The sequence below is a fragment of the Actinoplanes philippinensis genome, from assembly GCF_900113015.1.
Taxonomy (GTDB): domain Bacteria; phylum Actinomycetota; class Actinomycetes; order Mycobacteriales; family Micromonosporaceae; genus Actinoplanes; species Actinoplanes philippinensis.
Genome location: NZ_FONV01000002.1, coordinates 222,093 through 235,800, shown reverse-complemented (window position 1 = coordinate 235,800; position 13,708 = coordinate 222,093). Strand labels below are relative to the sequence as shown.

General features: G+C 71.8%; 14 protein-coding genes and 2 pseudogenes. 6 read left to right on the top strand and 10 right to left on the bottom strand.

Annotated elements, in window-relative coordinates; all coding sequences use genetic code 11:
* Positions 1-12: 12 nt before the first annotated feature.
* Together BM290_RS04630 and BM290_RS04625 are read right to left on the bottom strand one after the other, a co-directional pair.
* A complete protein-coding gene (locus BM290_RS04630; protein WP_093610342.1) occupies positions 13-1,482 on the bottom strand; it encodes an aminopeptidase P family protein in 1,470 nt (489 codons plus the stop codon).
* Positions 1,483-1,563: 81 nt separating this feature from the next.
* Positions 1,564-2,097 (bottom strand): superoxide dismutase family protein, encoded by a 534-nt coding sequence (locus tag BM290_RS04625; RefSeq protein WP_093610340.1) that lies wholly within the window; start codon positions 2,095-2,097, stop codon positions 1,564-1,566.
* 93 nt (positions 2,098-2,190) lie between these two features.
* Here BM290_RS04625 and BM290_RS04620 point away from each other — a divergent pair, with 93 nt between their 5' ends.
* Positions 2,191-3,132 carry a carbohydrate kinase family protein gene (locus BM290_RS04620; protein ID WP_093610338.1) on the top strand — a complete coding sequence of 314 codons (942 nt, stop codon included), beginning with the start codon at positions 2,191-2,193 and terminating at the stop codon, positions 3,130-3,132.
* 287 nt (positions 3,133-3,419) lie between these two features.
* Here the strand turns inward: BM290_RS04620 and BM290_RS04615 are convergent, their stop codons facing one another.
* From BM290_RS04615 to BM290_RS04600, 4 genes and pseudogenes are all read right to left on the bottom strand, one after another.
* Positions 3,420-3,812 (bottom strand): thioesterase family protein, encoded by a 393-nt coding sequence (locus tag BM290_RS04615; RefSeq protein ID WP_093610336.1) that lies wholly within the window; start codon positions 3,810-3,812, stop codon positions 3,420-3,422.
* 267 nt (positions 3,813-4,079) lie between these two features.
* A pseudogene (locus BM290_RS04610) lies at positions 4,080-5,468 on the bottom strand (PH domain-containing protein); the annotation flags it as partial.
* Positions 5,469-5,728: 260 nt separating this feature from the next.
* Positions 5,729-6,244 carry a PH domain-containing protein gene (locus tag BM290_RS04605; protein ID WP_093610334.1) on the bottom strand — a complete coding sequence of 172 codons (516 nt, stop codon included), beginning with the start codon at positions 6,242-6,244 and terminating at the stop codon, positions 5,729-5,731.
* Between the two features lie 9 nt (positions 6,245-6,253).
* Positions 6,254-6,475 carry a hypothetical protein gene (locus BM290_RS04600; protein ID WP_093610332.1) on the bottom strand — a complete coding sequence of 74 codons (222 nt, stop codon included), beginning with the start codon at positions 6,473-6,475 and terminating at the stop codon, positions 6,254-6,256.
* A gap of 356 nt (positions 6,476-6,831) precedes the next feature.
* Between BM290_RS04600 and BM290_RS04595 the strand changes: the two are divergent.
* The 4 genes and pseudogenes from BM290_RS04595 to BM290_RS04580 all read left to right on the top strand — a co-directional run.
* Positions 6,832-7,938, top strand: a pseudogene (locus BM290_RS04595) (AAA family ATPase); the annotation flags it as partial.
* Positions 7,939-8,435: 497 nt separating this feature from the next.
* Positions 8,436-9,449: a DUF58 domain-containing protein gene (locus tag BM290_RS04590; RefSeq protein ID WP_093610330.1), complete on the top strand. Its 1,014-nt coding sequence runs from the start codon at positions 8,436-8,438 to the stop codon at positions 9,447-9,449.
* On the top strand, positions 9,446-10,396 hold the full coding sequence (locus tag BM290_RS04585) for a VWA domain-containing protein (protein WP_093610328.1): 951 nt from the start codon (positions 9,446-9,448) through the stop codon (positions 10,394-10,396). The genes BM290_RS04590 and BM290_RS04585 overlap by 4 nt, the downstream gene beginning before the upstream one ends.
* A gap of 528 nt (positions 10,397-10,924) precedes the next feature.
* Positions 10,925-11,785 (top strand): tyrosine-type recombinase/integrase, encoded by an 861-nt coding sequence (locus BM290_RS04580; RefSeq protein WP_093610326.1) that lies wholly within the window; start codon positions 10,925-10,927, stop codon positions 11,783-11,785.
* Positions 11,786-11,845: 60 nt separating this feature from the next.
* Here BM290_RS04580 and BM290_RS04575 read toward each other — a convergent pair whose 3' ends face one another.
* Complete coding sequence (locus BM290_RS04575) at positions 11,846-12,181, bottom strand: hypothetical protein (RefSeq protein WP_093610324.1); 336 nt, start codon at positions 12,179-12,181, stop codon at positions 11,846-11,848.
* A 306-nt stretch (positions 12,182-12,487) separates the two neighbouring features.
* On the opposite strand from BM290_RS04575, the gene BM290_RS04570 reads away from it, so the two are divergent.
* Positions 12,488-12,697, top strand: a complete 210-nt coding sequence (locus BM290_RS04570; protein WP_239143378.1) for a helix-turn-helix transcriptional regulator — start codon at positions 12,488-12,490, stop codon at positions 12,695-12,697.
* 50 nt (positions 12,698-12,747) lie between these two features.
* On the opposite strand, the gene BM290_RS04565 is transcribed toward BM290_RS04570, so the two are convergent.
* The 3 genes from BM290_RS04565 to BM290_RS48085 form a co-directional block, all read right to left on the bottom strand.
* Positions 12,748-12,987, bottom strand: coding sequence for a DUF397 domain-containing protein (locus BM290_RS04565; protein WP_093610320.1), 240 nt, complete (start codon positions 12,985-12,987; stop codon positions 12,748-12,750).
* A gap of 249 nt (positions 12,988-13,236) precedes the next feature.
* Complete coding sequence (locus tag BM290_RS04555; protein WP_093610318.1) at positions 13,237-13,506, bottom strand: hypothetical protein; 270 nt, start codon at positions 13,504-13,506, stop codon at positions 13,237-13,239.
* A complete protein-coding gene (locus BM290_RS48085; RefSeq protein WP_177319578.1) occupies positions 13,503-13,661 on the bottom strand; it encodes a hypothetical protein in 159 nt (52 codons plus the stop codon). The genes BM290_RS04555 and BM290_RS48085 overlap by 4 nt, the downstream gene beginning before the upstream one ends.
* Between the last annotated feature and the right edge of the window lie 47 nt (positions 13,662-13,708).

The window sequence follows — 13,708 nt, the reverse complement described above, 5'->3', positions numbered from 1 at the left end:
CCTGCCGGACGGTCACCCCGGGAGGCGAGGACCCGCCTCCCGCTGCGACGCGAGCCACTGCTCGACCTCGCCGGAGGCGCGCGGCAGGCCGGCCGACAGGTTGCGGCAGCCGTCCGCCGTCACCAGCACGTCGTCCTCGATCCGCACGCCGAGGCCACGAAGCTCCTCCGGCACCAGCTCGTCCTCCGGCTGGAAGTACAGGCCCGGCTCGACGGTCAGCACGTAGCCCTCCTTGAGCGGGCCCTCCCGGTACGCCTCGTTGCGCGCCGCCGAGCAGTCGTGCACGTCGATGCCGAGCATGTGGCCGAAGCCGTGCAGCGTCCACCGCCGGTAGACGGTGGAGTCGTCGGCCATCGCCTCGTCCACGCTCACCGGCAGCAGGCCGAGGTCGTGCAGGCCCTCGGCGAGCACCCGCATGCAGACCTTGTGCACGTCCTTGAAGACCACACCCGGCTTGATCGCGTCCATGCCGGCCTGCTGCGACGCATACACGATGTCGTAGACCTGCCGCTGCAGCGGCGTGAACGTCCCGTTCACCGGCACCGTCCGGGTCACGTCGGCGGTGTAGAGGTTGTTGCCCTCCACACCCATGTCCATCAGCAGCAGCTCGCCCGGCTTGGTCACGCCGGTGTTGCGCACCCAGTGCAGGATCGTCGCGTGCGAGCCGGCGCCCACGATCGAGGTGTAACCGACGTCGTTGCCGTCGTGCCGGGCCCGCAGCCCGAACACGCCCTCCAGCAGCCGCTCCTTGACGCTCCGGTCGGCCGGCAGGATCCGGGCCACGTCCTCGAAGCCGAACACCGTGGCGTCGATCGCGGCCTGCAGCTGCGCGATCTCCCACTCGTCCTTGACCAGCTTCAGCTCGGAGATCACCCGGGCCAGCTCACGATCGCGCGGCTTCGTCCGGTCCGGCTCGTAGGCCAGCACGGCCCGGTCCACATTCGCGTCGAAGCCGCGCAGCACCCTGGTCCGGCCGGGAGCCGAGCCGGCCAGCGCCGGGCCCAGGTCGCCCAGCGGCGCGGCGGTCAGCCCCAGCTCGGTCGACTTCTCCGACAGCGTGTGCGTCCGCCCGACCCAGAGCTCGCCGTTGCGGTCGCGGAAGAAGCGGTCGCTGTCCTTCGAGTTGCGCTGCCGCGTGTAGAGCACCGCGTCGTGCCCCGACCCGCTCGGGTGCAGGACGAGCACACTGTCCGGGTCGCGGTCGCCGGTCAGGTAGAAGAAATCGCTGCCCGGGCGGAAGTGGTAGTCGGTGTCGTTGGCACGCACCTTCTCGTTGCCGCTCGGGATGATCAGCGTCTCGCCGGGGAACGCCTCGGAGAGCGCGTTACGACGTTTCGCGTAGTTGGGCACCTCGGGCAGGGGCGTCACGGCCAGGGGATCCTCCCGCCAGCCCTGGCGCATGAAACTCAGGAAGGCCTCGGGGAAGTCGGGGTCGTGCGACTCCGTCTTCGGTGCGGGCTGGGCGCCGCTGTTCTCGGCCATGTGGGGTGCCTCCGTTCTCGGTGCCCCCGACGTTACCGCCGAAGCGCCGGGCCCGGCAGAGCCGGTCCCGGCACCATCCGGTCACGCCAGGGTCAGGCACGCCAGCCGGGCGCCGGCCGTGCCCGCCGACCCCGCCGCGGTGTGCGTGTGCTCGGCGTGCAGCACCAGCGACCGCGGCTGCCGGTCGTCGGCGAACACCCAGTCCTGCGCGCTGACCGCCCGGCCGACCCCGTTACGGTCGGCGGTGAAGTCCAGCCAGATCTCGTTGCGCGGGTTGGCGTAGGCCGGATCGGTGGACGGGCGGCCCGGCCCGGCGGCGGGGTCGGGGCGGTGCTGATAGTGCGGGCCGGCCGCGGCCGGATCCTGCCCGCACGCGCTGGTGTGCAGGTGGGCGCCGTACGGCCGGCCCGGCGTCAGCCCGGTCGCGAGCAGGTTCACCCGTACCCCCTGATGGTTTTGAAAGATCTTGACCGTGGCCCGCGCGCCGGACACGACCGCGGCGGTGTCATAGGTGACGGCACGCGCGCCGTCGCGCCAGGTCTTGAAGGTCCCCTCGGAGACGGGCGCGGGCGTCAGCAGGAGCGGCGCCACCATCGCCAGCACTAACGTATTCATCCGCCGATTGTCGCAAATTTACAGAAATCGCCCTGTTGATCGGAGGGGCCTGGCCCACTTGGGACGTCCGCCGCGGGATGAGAGGGTGGGATCGTGGGCTACGCGATGGTGATGGGTGAGGCGCTGATCGACCTGCTCGAAGCGGACGTCGACGGCGAACAGGTCTACCGGCAGGCGATCGGCGGCGCGCCCTTGAACGTGGCCGTCGGCATCGCCCGCCTCGGCGGCGACGCGCGGTATGCGGGCAGCCTCAGCACCGACGTCCTCGGCGACCGGATGTCCGCGTTCCTGCAGGCCGCAGGCGTCGACGGGCAGGGCGTGCGCCGCGTCGGCGTGCCGACCACCCTCGCCGTCACCACCTTCGAGGGCGCCGAGCCGACCTTCACCTTCTACGGCGAGCCCCCGTCGTATGCGCTGCTCACCCCGGCCGACCTCGACCTCCCGCTGATCGCCGGGGCGGACGTCCTCTACACCGGATCGATCAGCCTGCTCCGCGAGCCGTTCCGGGCCGCCGCCCGCGCCGCCTGGTCCGCCGCCGACGCCGGCCCGCTGCGGGTCTTCGACCCGAACGCGCGGCCCACCCTGCTGCCCGACACCGCCGCCGTGGACGCGCTCCGCGACCTCACCGAAGAGTTCTTCGCCACCGCTGACCTGGTCAAACTCAGCTCGGCCGACGCCATCGTCCTCTACGGCGAGCACGACCCGGCAGCCGCCGCGGCCCGCATCCTCGCCCTCGGCGCCGGCGCGGTCGTCGTCACCTGCGGCTCCCGCGGCGCACACGTCGCGGCCGCCGACGGCGCCACCGACATCCCCGCCCCCCTGGTCGAGGCGATCGACGCCACCGGCGCCGGCGACTCGGTGATGGCCGCCCTGGTCAGCCGCCTCCTCACCGACGGCCGCCCGGCCGGCCTGGACGCGTGGGCGGGCCACGTCCGGTTCGCCCTCTCGGTGGCCGGCCTCGTCTGCGAACGCCAGGGTGGCGCCACCGCGATGCCGACCCCGTCCGACTTGCGGGACCGCTGGGGAGATCTCTGATCCCGTACGGCCACGCCGGGCCCCGAGCCCACCCCGCGACGCGGGGTGCACACCGGGCCGCGGAGCGCCGCACGGGCTGAGGCCGCTGGTCACCGATCGATCCGCGTTCCGTGCCATACCCCTGCGCTACCGTCCGCCCCCGACCGAGACCGGCTGGTCGGACAACCGGCCCCACCTCGCCGCGCGGTCCGCCGGTTGGTGGCCTCATGGCGTGACAGCCGGTAGGGCCTTGCGGCGTGACAGTCGGTCAGGCGCATTGAAGCCGAACTCGTCGCGGTGGCAGCCGCTCAGTCGCCGAGGGCGCGGGCGATGAAGCGCTGCCGATCGAGGAGGACCCGCTCGATGCGGACCTCCGCGACGAGCGTCTCACCGTCCTGGACCGTCACCTCGAACAGAAGCTTGCGCCCGTCCACCTTGGTCAGCGTGGCCTGGGCGGCGACGCGGCGGCCGATCGGACTCGGCGCCCGGTGCTCGATGTCGACGCGGCTGCTGACGGTGGTGACACCGCCGGGGATCTGCCGGGCGGTGGCGGCGACCGTCGCGGCCTCGGCGAGCGCCAGCAACCGGGGCGTCCCGAGAACCGGCACGTCACCGGAGCCGAGGGCCTGCGCGGTGTCGGCCTCGGTGACCGTCAACTCGACCCGGGCGCTGAGACCGGGCGCGAAATCCGGAAGCTCCATCTCCAAAGCTTAAGACCGTTCGGGCCGCTGCCAGTACGTCTCATCGTCCGGTTCGCTGAACGGCTGCCCGGCCGCGCCGGGCGGCGCCACGGCGGGCGGCACGAAGCCGGGCGGCGCTACGGCTGGCGGCACAAAGCCGGGCGGCGGCACGAAGCCGGGCGGCGCCGCGGCGGGCGGCACGAAGCCGGGCGGCGCGACAAAAGGCGGCATGACGCCGGGCGCAATCGCGGCGGGCGCCGCGGGACCCGGCGAGTACGCGACCGCGAGCGCGTCACGAGCCCGACGGGATCGAGCCGCCAGCTGATCGGCGATCGCGTACGCCTCGGCCAGATCCCGGTCGCGGGCCTCACCGGCGCGGCCACCCGCGGTGTCGGCGTACACGGTGGCGAGCCCGAGCCGTCGCTGGAGCGGACCCTGGACGACCCGGACGCTCTGCAGCCGCGCGTACGGCACGAGCGTCATCTCCCGGGTGAGCCGCCCGGAACGGCTGACGAAGACCTGGTCGGTGAGCCCGGCCCCGTAGAAGCGCAGCCCGAACGGGTGCAGCCACCGCGCCCGCAGCGGCGGCGGTGACGTGGCGAGGCCGGTCAGGTCGACGCCGGGCAGGGCGGTGGCGACGAGGGCCCGGGCGGCGGCCAGGTCGCCGACCGGCATGAGACGGTCGGAGCGGTGGTCGTCGCCGGGCTCGGGGCCGGAGACGCCGGCGATGTCGAGGGTCAGGTGCAGCCACTGTTTGGCCCGCCACAGCAGTGGCCAGGTGACCCGCACGGTCTGCACCCGGTGCGGCGGCAGGACCTGGCTGCGCGTCTCGGTGAGCCCGTAGTGCAGGACCAGCCGTTCCCCGCGGAACAGCCGGAAGTCCCAGTCGCGCAGCACCCGGCGGATGGGCTGCAGCAGCACACCGGCCATCGCGGTGACGGTGCTGGCGATGCCGATGAACGTCCAGGTGCCCTCCATCACGAACTGTGTGATCACCCACGCCACCCCGAGCGGCAGGAAGAACGCCTGCGGGGTGAGCAGCTGGCTGACCAGCAGATCCTGATTGCGAACCTGGAAGAGCGGCACCTCGGCGGCGGTGCTGCCGGGGCTGGGCGCGGCGGCGACGGCGGGCGCCCGCCCGGACAGCGACAGCAGCCGTTCCCGCAGGACGCCGGCGTCCCGGACGGTCAGGTACGCCAGCGGCGCCTCGGTCTTGCTGCCGCCGACCACCTCGAGCCGCAGCTCGGCGAGGCCGGTGAGCTGGGCGAGCAGCGGCCGCCGCACCTCGACGGCCTGCAGCCGGTCGAGCGGGATGGCCCGGTTGCGCCGCCACAGCAGCCCCTCGGTGATCCGCAGCTCCCGCCCGACGACGTGATACCCGGTGTTCCACCACCCGATCGCCGAGACGATCACCACGGCGACGGCGAGCGCCAGCACGATCAGCGCGAAGTCGGTGGCCCCGACCTCACCGAGCGTGTTCCAGGACAGCGCGGCCACGATCACCGCGATGCTCTTGGCGCCTTTCAGCAGCGGGCTCAGCGGATGGAGCCGCTGACGCGCCTCTTCTGCCGCGGCCCCGGTCGTACCCCCTGCATCTGCCGCGCCGGCGGTTTCCCCCACCGACGGCAAACCATCATCCGGTACGCCCGACGCGCCCCCGCCGCGCGCAAGAGGCATCGACGGGTCCCCGGCGCCGGCCGGGCTCCCGAGGTGTCCCGGAGGCGTCGCCGAGCCCTCGGCATCGGCGAGAGGTGAACCGTCACCACCCGCTTCCGCCGTCGCGCCGAAGGCGGCCGGGCGTGGATCGTCCGGGGTGAGACGGCTGCTGCCGGGCTGCGGGCCGCCAGGAACGGAGTCACCGGCGGCGGCCGGGAGGGGGCCGCCCGCGTCCGGACCGCCGGGGACGGCCTGCGGGGGCTGGGGGAGTCCGGAGCTGGTCACAGGCCCTCGGCCCGGTCCTCGCCGAGGGCGGTCAGCCGGTCGCGCAGGCGGGACGCCTCGTCCGGTGGCAGGCCGGGCACCCGGGCGTTGCTGGCGGCGGCCGCGGTGTGCAGCTGGACGGTGGCGAGCCCGAAGGCCCGCTCCAGGGGCCCGGCGGTGACGTCGACATACTGCATCCGCGCATACGGCACGATGGACAGGTGCCGCACCAGCAGGCCGTGCCGGACGAGCAGGTCGTTGTCGCGCTCGGCGTAACCCCAGGCGCGGACGGCGCGGGCGGCGACGACGGCCCGCCACACGGTCAGGGCCAGCACCGCGCCCATCCCGTACAGCCAGGGCGCCCCGCCGACGATCAAATACCCGGCGAGCAGGCCGCCGAGCAGCACCACGGTCCAGATCGCGATGCCGATGAGATGGACGGTGATCAGCCGGCTGGAGACCGGCCGCCAGTCGACGGTGCCGGGCCACGGCTCAAGGGCATCGACAACGATTGGCGCGGACGGCTCGCTCACAACTAGAGCCTAGGAGACGACCGCACCGTCCGACGAGGCGAAGGGAGTGACCTCACGCAGGAAGCCACGCGCGTCGAGGAACGAACTCAGGCTCGCCCGGTGATCACCGCAGGCCAGCCACGTTTTCCGGCGCTCCGGCGTGTGGATCTTCGGATTGTTCCAGAGGAGTTGCCATTCGGCGGCCGCCCGGCAGCCCTTGGACGAGCATTGGGGTGAGAAATCCTCGACCATGCCGTAACCCTACGGCTGGGAGATGAAAGCTTGAGCGCCGGGCGGCCACGGGGGAAGCCGCCCGGCGACGATGCAAATGCTACACGCTTCCCAAGGTCGCGTGAGTACCCGGTGACGGTGCCCGATCCGGCGGATCGCGCAGAAAGATCCACACCTTCGGCCCATGGCATCCTGGGCTGCGAAGACATCTGAATCCGGCGATGATGACGTCCGGATGACGACAGCGGTCCCTATGCTGCCGTGCAGTACGGACGTGGGGTTCTTAGGAACCTCCCAGCCGGGTGCTGTTGTCTGTCGTGTAAGTCTTGACAGTCGGCGTAGAAGAGCCGGCGTTTCTCGACCGTTGTGGAGGACCGGTGGCGCAGCCCAGCACGCCCGATACCGAGACCAGCGCCGACGCCGGCGCGCCGGTGCCGCCCGCGCAGGACGCGTCGCAGCTCGAGCGGGCCATGTTCGAGGTCAAGCGGGTCATCGTGGGCCAGGACCGGATGGTCGAGCGGATGTTCGTGGCGTTGCTCGCCCGCGGCCACTGCCTGCTGGAGGGTGTGCCCGGCGTGGCCAAGACCCTCGCGGTGGAGACGCTGGCCAAGGTGGTCGGCGGCACGTTCTCGCGGGTGCAGTTCACGCCCGACCTGGTGCCCGCGGACATCGTCGGCACGAGGATCTACCGGCAGTCGACCGAGCAGTTCGATGTCGAGCTGGGCCCGGTGTTCGTCAACTTCCTGCTGGCCGACGAGATCAACCGTGCTCCGGCAAAGGTGCAGTCGGCGCTGCTCGAGGTGATGGCCGAGCATCAGGTGTCGATCGGGGGCAAGAGCTACGACGTGCCCGACCCGTTCCTGGTGATGGCCACGCAGAACCCGATCGAGCAGGAGGGCGTCTACCCGCTGCCCGAGGCGCAGCGTGACCGGTTCCTGATGAAGATCCTGGTCGGTTACCCGACCGACGCCGAGGAGCGGGAGATCGTCTACCGGATGGGGGTGAGCGCCCCCGAGCCGAAGCAGATCTTCACCCCGGCCGACCTGCTGGCCCTGCAGCGCCGCGCCGACCAGGTGTTCGTGCACAACGCCCTGGTCGACTACACGGTCCGTCTGGTGCTGGCGACCCGTGCCCCGGCCCAGCACGGCATGCCCGACGTGGCCCAGCTCATTCAGTACGGTGCGAGCCCCCGCGCGTCGCTCGGCATCGTCCGGGCCACCCGCGCCCTGGCCCTGCTGCGCGGCCGTGACTACGCGCTCCCGCAGGACGTGCAGGACATCGCGCCGGACATCCTGCGTCACCGTCTCGTCCTGAGCTACGACGCGCTCGCCGACGACATCCCGGCCGACCACATCGTGGCCCGGATCATGCAGATGGTCCCGCCGCCGCAGGTGTCGTCGCGCCAGGGCTCCCCGAACGGCCAGACCGCCCCACCGGCCGTGCCGGGCCACCCGGGCCACCCCGGCGGCGGCCAGCCCGGTCAGCCGGGCCAGCCCGGTCAGCCGGGCCAGCCCGGTCAGCCGGGCCAGCCGGTCTTCGGCCCGCCCGGCCAGCCGATCCCGGCCCATCCCGGCCCGCTGACCCCGGTCGCCTCCGGCCAGCCACCCGTCGCCCAGTTCGGGGCGGGCACACCCGGAGCCCCCGCCCCGACCGGCCTGTCCGGTTTCTCCGGCCCGTCCGGAGCCTCCGGAGCGCCTGGCCTGTCCGGAGCCCCGGGTCCGTCCGGAGCCCCGGGAGCGCCTGGCTCGTCCGGACTCCCTGCAGGCCCGGGAGCGCCTGGCCTGTCCGGAGTCCCGGGTCCGTCCGGAGCCCCGGGAGCCCCGGGAGCCCCGGGAGCGCCGGGAGCGCCTGGCTCGTCCGGAGCGCCGGGTCCGGCCGGGGCGCCTGGTTCGTCCGGAGCGCAGCCGACCAGCGGCGTCCCGGCCACCTTCGACAGCCGGCCCCCGCAGCCGGGTGGCTCCGGCGGCTGGCCGAGCCAGTCATGACCCCGCCGGCCGGCGTGACGCCCGTCGCCCCCGACGAGGCGGCCCGGGCCGAGGCCGTCCTGGCCAAGCTGCAGCTGCTCGTGACCCGCAAGCTCGACGGCCTGCTGCAGGGCGACTACGCCGGGCTGCTCCCGGGCCCGGGCAGCGAGGCGGGCGAGTCCCGGGAGTACCGGCCCGGCGACGACGTGCGGCGGATGGATTGGCCGGTGACGGCCCGTACCACGATGCCGCACGTGCGCCGGACGGTCGCCGACCGCGAGCTGGAGACCTGGCTGGCCGTGGACCTGTCGGCGAGCCTTGACTTCGGCACGGCGAAATGGCTGAAACGGGACCTGGTGATCGCGGCCGCCACAGCGATGGCTCATCTCACCGTCCGGGGCGGCAACCGGATAGGCGCTGTGGTGGGCACCGGTTCGGGCGTACCGGCGAAGGGGTCGTCCGGGAGCTGGTGGCGCCGTAAGGCGGCCGCGGCGGCCGAGCCACCACCCTCGGCCCCGGTGTTGCGCCTGCCCGCGCGGCCCGGCCGGAAGGAGGCGCAGGGCCTGCTGCGGGCGATCGCCGGGACTCGGATCCGCCCCGGCCGCGCCGACCTGGGCGCTCTGATCGACATGCTGAACCGGCCACCCCGGCGGCGCGGCGTGGCCGTGGTGATCTCCGACTTCCTGGCGCCGGTGGAGGGCTGGGCCCGCCCGGTGAAGAAGCTGGGGGTGCGCCACGACGTGCTCGCGATCGAGGTGGTCGACCCGCGTGAGCTGGAGCTTCCGGATGTCGGGGTGCTGACCCTCGCCGACCCGGAGTCCGGCGCGCTGCACGAGGTGCAGACGTCGGACGCGAAACTGCGCCATCGGTATGCCCAGGCCGCCGGCGAGCAGCGTGCCGCGATCGCCCGTGCGCTGCGTGCGGCCGGCGCCAGCCACCTGCGGCTGCGCACCGACACCGACTGGCTGCTCGACATGGTCCGCTTCGTGGCCGCTTCGCGCCACGCCCGTACCCGAGGGACCACACGATGATCCGTTTCCTGGAGCCGTGGTGGCTGCTGACCCTGCTGCCGGTCCTGGCGATGGCCGGGGCGTATGTCTGGCGGCAGTTCCGCAAGCGGCAGTACGCGATGCGGTTCACCAACGTCGACCTGCTGCGCACGCTGGCGCCGAAGGGCCTGGGCTGGCGCAAGCACGTGTCGGCGGCCGCGTTCCTGCTGATGCTGGGCGCGCTGGCGGCGGCGACGGCCCGCCCGTCGGTCGACACCGAGGAGCCACTCGAACGGGCCACGGTGATGCTCGCCATCGACGTGTCGCTGTCGATGCAGGCGGAGGACGTGGAGCCGAGCCGGATCGAGGCGGCGCAGGAGGCGGCGAAGGCGTTCGTCAACGAGCTGCCACCCAGTTACAACCTGGGCCTGGTGTCCTTCGCGAAGGCGGCGAACGTGCTGGTCGCCCCGACCAAGGACCGGTCCTCGGTGCTCTCCGCGATCGACGCGCTGACGCTGGCCGAGGCGACCGCGACCGGTGAGGCGGTCTTCACCTCGCTGGACGCGATCCGGACGGTCCCGTCGGACGGCGCGGACGGCGCCCCGCCGGCCCGGATCGTGCTGCTCTCCGACGGTTACCGCACGTCGGGGCGGTCGATCGAGGACGCGGCGACCGCAGCGGCGCAGGCCAACGTGCCGGTGTCGACGATCGCGTTCGGCACCGACACGGGTGTGGTGGACATTCGCGGCTCGGTGCAGCGGGTGCCGGTGGACCGGCTGTCGCTGCAGGATCTGGCCGAGCAGACGAAGGGCTACTTCTACGAGGCGGCGTCGGTCAGCGAGCTGAAGCAGGTCTACGAGGACATGGGCAGCTCGATCGGGCACCGGACCGAGCCACGCGAGGTGACGCAGTGGTATGCCGCGATCGGCCTGCTGCTGGGGCTGGCCGGCGCCGCGACGAGCTTGTTGTGGACGTCGAGACTGCCGTGATCACGGTGTCGTGGTCACGGAGTGTTGTGGGCGAGCACGAAGAGCACTACGACCCACGCCGAGAGCAGGGTGAAACCGAGAGGCGCGACGAAGTTACGCATGGTGAACCGTCTTCCGCTGGCGACTGAGCAAAGGGCGCTGGGTCACTCGCGGCCGGAAACCATCGCACGCGAAAAGGCCGGCGGGACGCCGGTGGGCGTACGGATGGGGAGTCGTCTGGTCAGCGGTCAGAAACGCTGACGAGCGTCCCGGCCACGACTGGGAGGATCGCTATCTCGCACAGCGATCACCTCCGTAGCTCGTCGGGCCTGGGAACCGTTTGGGAGCGTACTCCTTAATCGCAACTTTGCCCACGACTACCCCATCGGGTCACTCAAACGGACGAAAGGATGACCACCGGCCCCGAATCGGCCCCTACGCCGGCGGACGCCGGGATTCCGTACGACCCGTGTCAGCCATTCCGGTGAGCCAGCGGCGCCCCAAGGCACTCCGGCCGCTCGGTCGGCCGGGTGATCGGCCGATGCCCCGATGACCGCCGTCGCCCAGGATCGAGAGCAGGAGGCGATCATGGACGACACCGACATCGACCCGATCCGCGACTACCTGCAGTTCCGCGAAGACGGAGCCCTCGGCATCCGCCCGCTCGGCGAGAACTCGCTCGAGCACTACGAGACCATCCTGCGGCGCATGGACCTCGGCCTGCAGGCGGGCATCCTCGGCTCTACCACCGACGAGATCCGCGCCTGGATCTGCCGGCCCGGCCGCAGCGCCTCGACCCGCTCGAACTACATCGCCATCGTTCGCGGCTACGTCCGCTGGGCGGTCGCCGAACGATGGATCGACTACGACACCACCGTCCGCCTGCCGAACATTCCGACACCACCAGGCCGGCCGAAGCCGTGGCCCGAGGAGGCGCTCGCCGACATCCGGGCGCGGGCAGCCGCGCCCTGGGCGCTGGCGATCGACCTGTCGTCGTACGGCGGCCTGCGGTGCATCGAGATCTCCCGCCTCGACCGCGAACACGTCACCAGCCGGGTCACCCGGTTGTGGGGTAAAGGCGGTAAGTACCGCGACGTGCCGACCCACCCGTACATCTGGGAGCGCGTGGAGAGCATGCCGGCCGGGCCGTTGATGGTCGGCGCCCGTACCAAGATGCGGATGACTCCGAACAGCATCTCGGTCGGCGTCCGGGCGCACCTGAAGACGCTCGGCTATCCGGGCTTCCACAACCACATGGGCCGGCACCGATTCGGCACGCGCGCCTACCAGACGTCCGGCCACGACATCCGTGCCGTGCAGGAGTTGCTTGGCCACTCCAGCATCGCCACCTCGCAGCGGTACGTCGACGTTGCCGAGGGCGCGCTCGCCAGCGCCGTCGCTGGCCTGTGAAACGTGGAAAGCGCCGCCCACCTCCCTGCCGAGGTGGGCGGCGCTTTCACGTGGGGAGGACTACTCGCGGCGGAGCCGCCGGGGGCGGCGGTCCCGGTCGTGGGCGGGGGAGCCCGGCCGTACCGGGCGGATCGCGAGCTGGTTGCCGTCGCCGACGAATTCGACCCGGGGCCCGCGGGGGTCGACGTTGTCGCGGCGTGCGATGAGGACCTGTGCGGTCCCGTCGGCGAGCATGCGCAGCCCGTCTTTGTAAGTGCGGACGATGCCCGCGAAGGTGTACCCGGCTTCCGTGCAGTGGGTCATGCACTGGCCGAAGTAGTGGGCGGTGATGTCTCCCTTCGAGATGGGCACGAAGACGACAGCGGCTTCGGGCGGACGGTTTTCGGTGTTGGCCACGGTTGATCTCCCCTCTGATCGTTACCGGTCGCCGCAGGCCTGTCTCGGCCTTGTGACCTGCGGCGATGAGGCCCCGAGGGGGATCATTTTCAGCGGCAACTACCGTCGATTGCTACCCCAAGTAGCGGTATCGCAACCGAATGTTTCGATCAGGTGTCCGAAAGTCGGATATGAAACGTTGTCACATCCGGGCCACTCGGACACTCCGGAAGGGTGGTCACTCGACAATGTCATTTCTGACAGCCATCTGACACAGTCACCTCTCTCAGTCATCACCCCCAGCACTCATGCCCATAGCGTCGAAGCATGCGCACAGGACGGCTCATGGGAGCCGGCGAGATCGGCCGCCGCCTCGGCGTCGGACCGTCACGCGTGCAGCAGCTCATCAATCGCAAGGGCTTCCCCGACCCCTACGACGAGCTCGACATGGGCAAGGTGTGGCGAACTGCTGACGTCGAGAAGTGGATCCGGGAGCACCGCAGCGACCTCGCCCAGGATCCCGAGGGCAGCGAGTAGGCCAGCGGCCGGGAGCGCCCATCGCCCCCGGCCGCCGTCGTGCGGTGTGGTCAGTTCTTCCGGTCGAACTCGCCGTCCTTGGCGCCGCCGACGAAGGCGTCCCACTCGCCCGGGGTGAACAGCAGCGCGGGGCCGTTGACGTTCTTCGAGTCGCGGACCGCGACCCCCTCGCCGACGAACGCGACCTCCACGCAGTTGTCACTGTTGGGGGTCGACTTGGTGCTCTTCGTCCAGGTGGCGTCGGCCAGCTCCAGCGGGTTGACCATCATGCCCTTGTACGGGATCTCCATGGGTGTCACCTTCCTGCTTGCGGCCGGGCCTGCGTGCCCAGCCGACGAATCGTTGGTAGAGGTCCGGCTCGTCGAGGACGAGTGCCGCCTCCTCCAGGTCGCTCGCGAGGCGGAGCAGCAGATCGGAACGCCGGTCCGCGGTTTCCCACAGGCTGGTGCGGGCGGTCTCGCACGGCCAGGGGTATCCGCATGTGCGGCAGTCCCACGTGGCCGTATCGGCGGCGTGCCACGGAAGACCGTCCGGAGCCGTCATCCGCGTACACCCGTCATCTCGTAAACGCCCCGCTCGACGGGCCGCGCGTACAGCGTCTGGTGCGTCCAGCCCGCGGGTGTCGGCAGCCCTTCGAGGATCTCGCCGTACAGCCACAGCCAGCCCGGCTCCGGGGCGGGGTTCACAGTGTTCAGCTGCATGAACCGCATGCGGATGTCCGGCGCGCCAGGGCGCCGAATGAGGATCGTCTCGCCGCGCATCGGCGCCGGGGCCGGGGTGATGAGTGCGGGCGTCTCACCGGCCTTCACGATCGCGGCCGGCGGATCGTGCCCATGCCGACCGGCGCCACCGCGGTGATCCGCTTGACGGCTCGCAGATACTCCGCGCGTTCGGCATCGCGCCACGCGTGCACGGCGCGCACCCGCCGCCGCCACAGCAGGTGCCGCATCACCTCGATGAGCATGTCAGCCTCCGGAAGGTTCCGGGGCGGCGAGCGGTCACGAGTCCGCC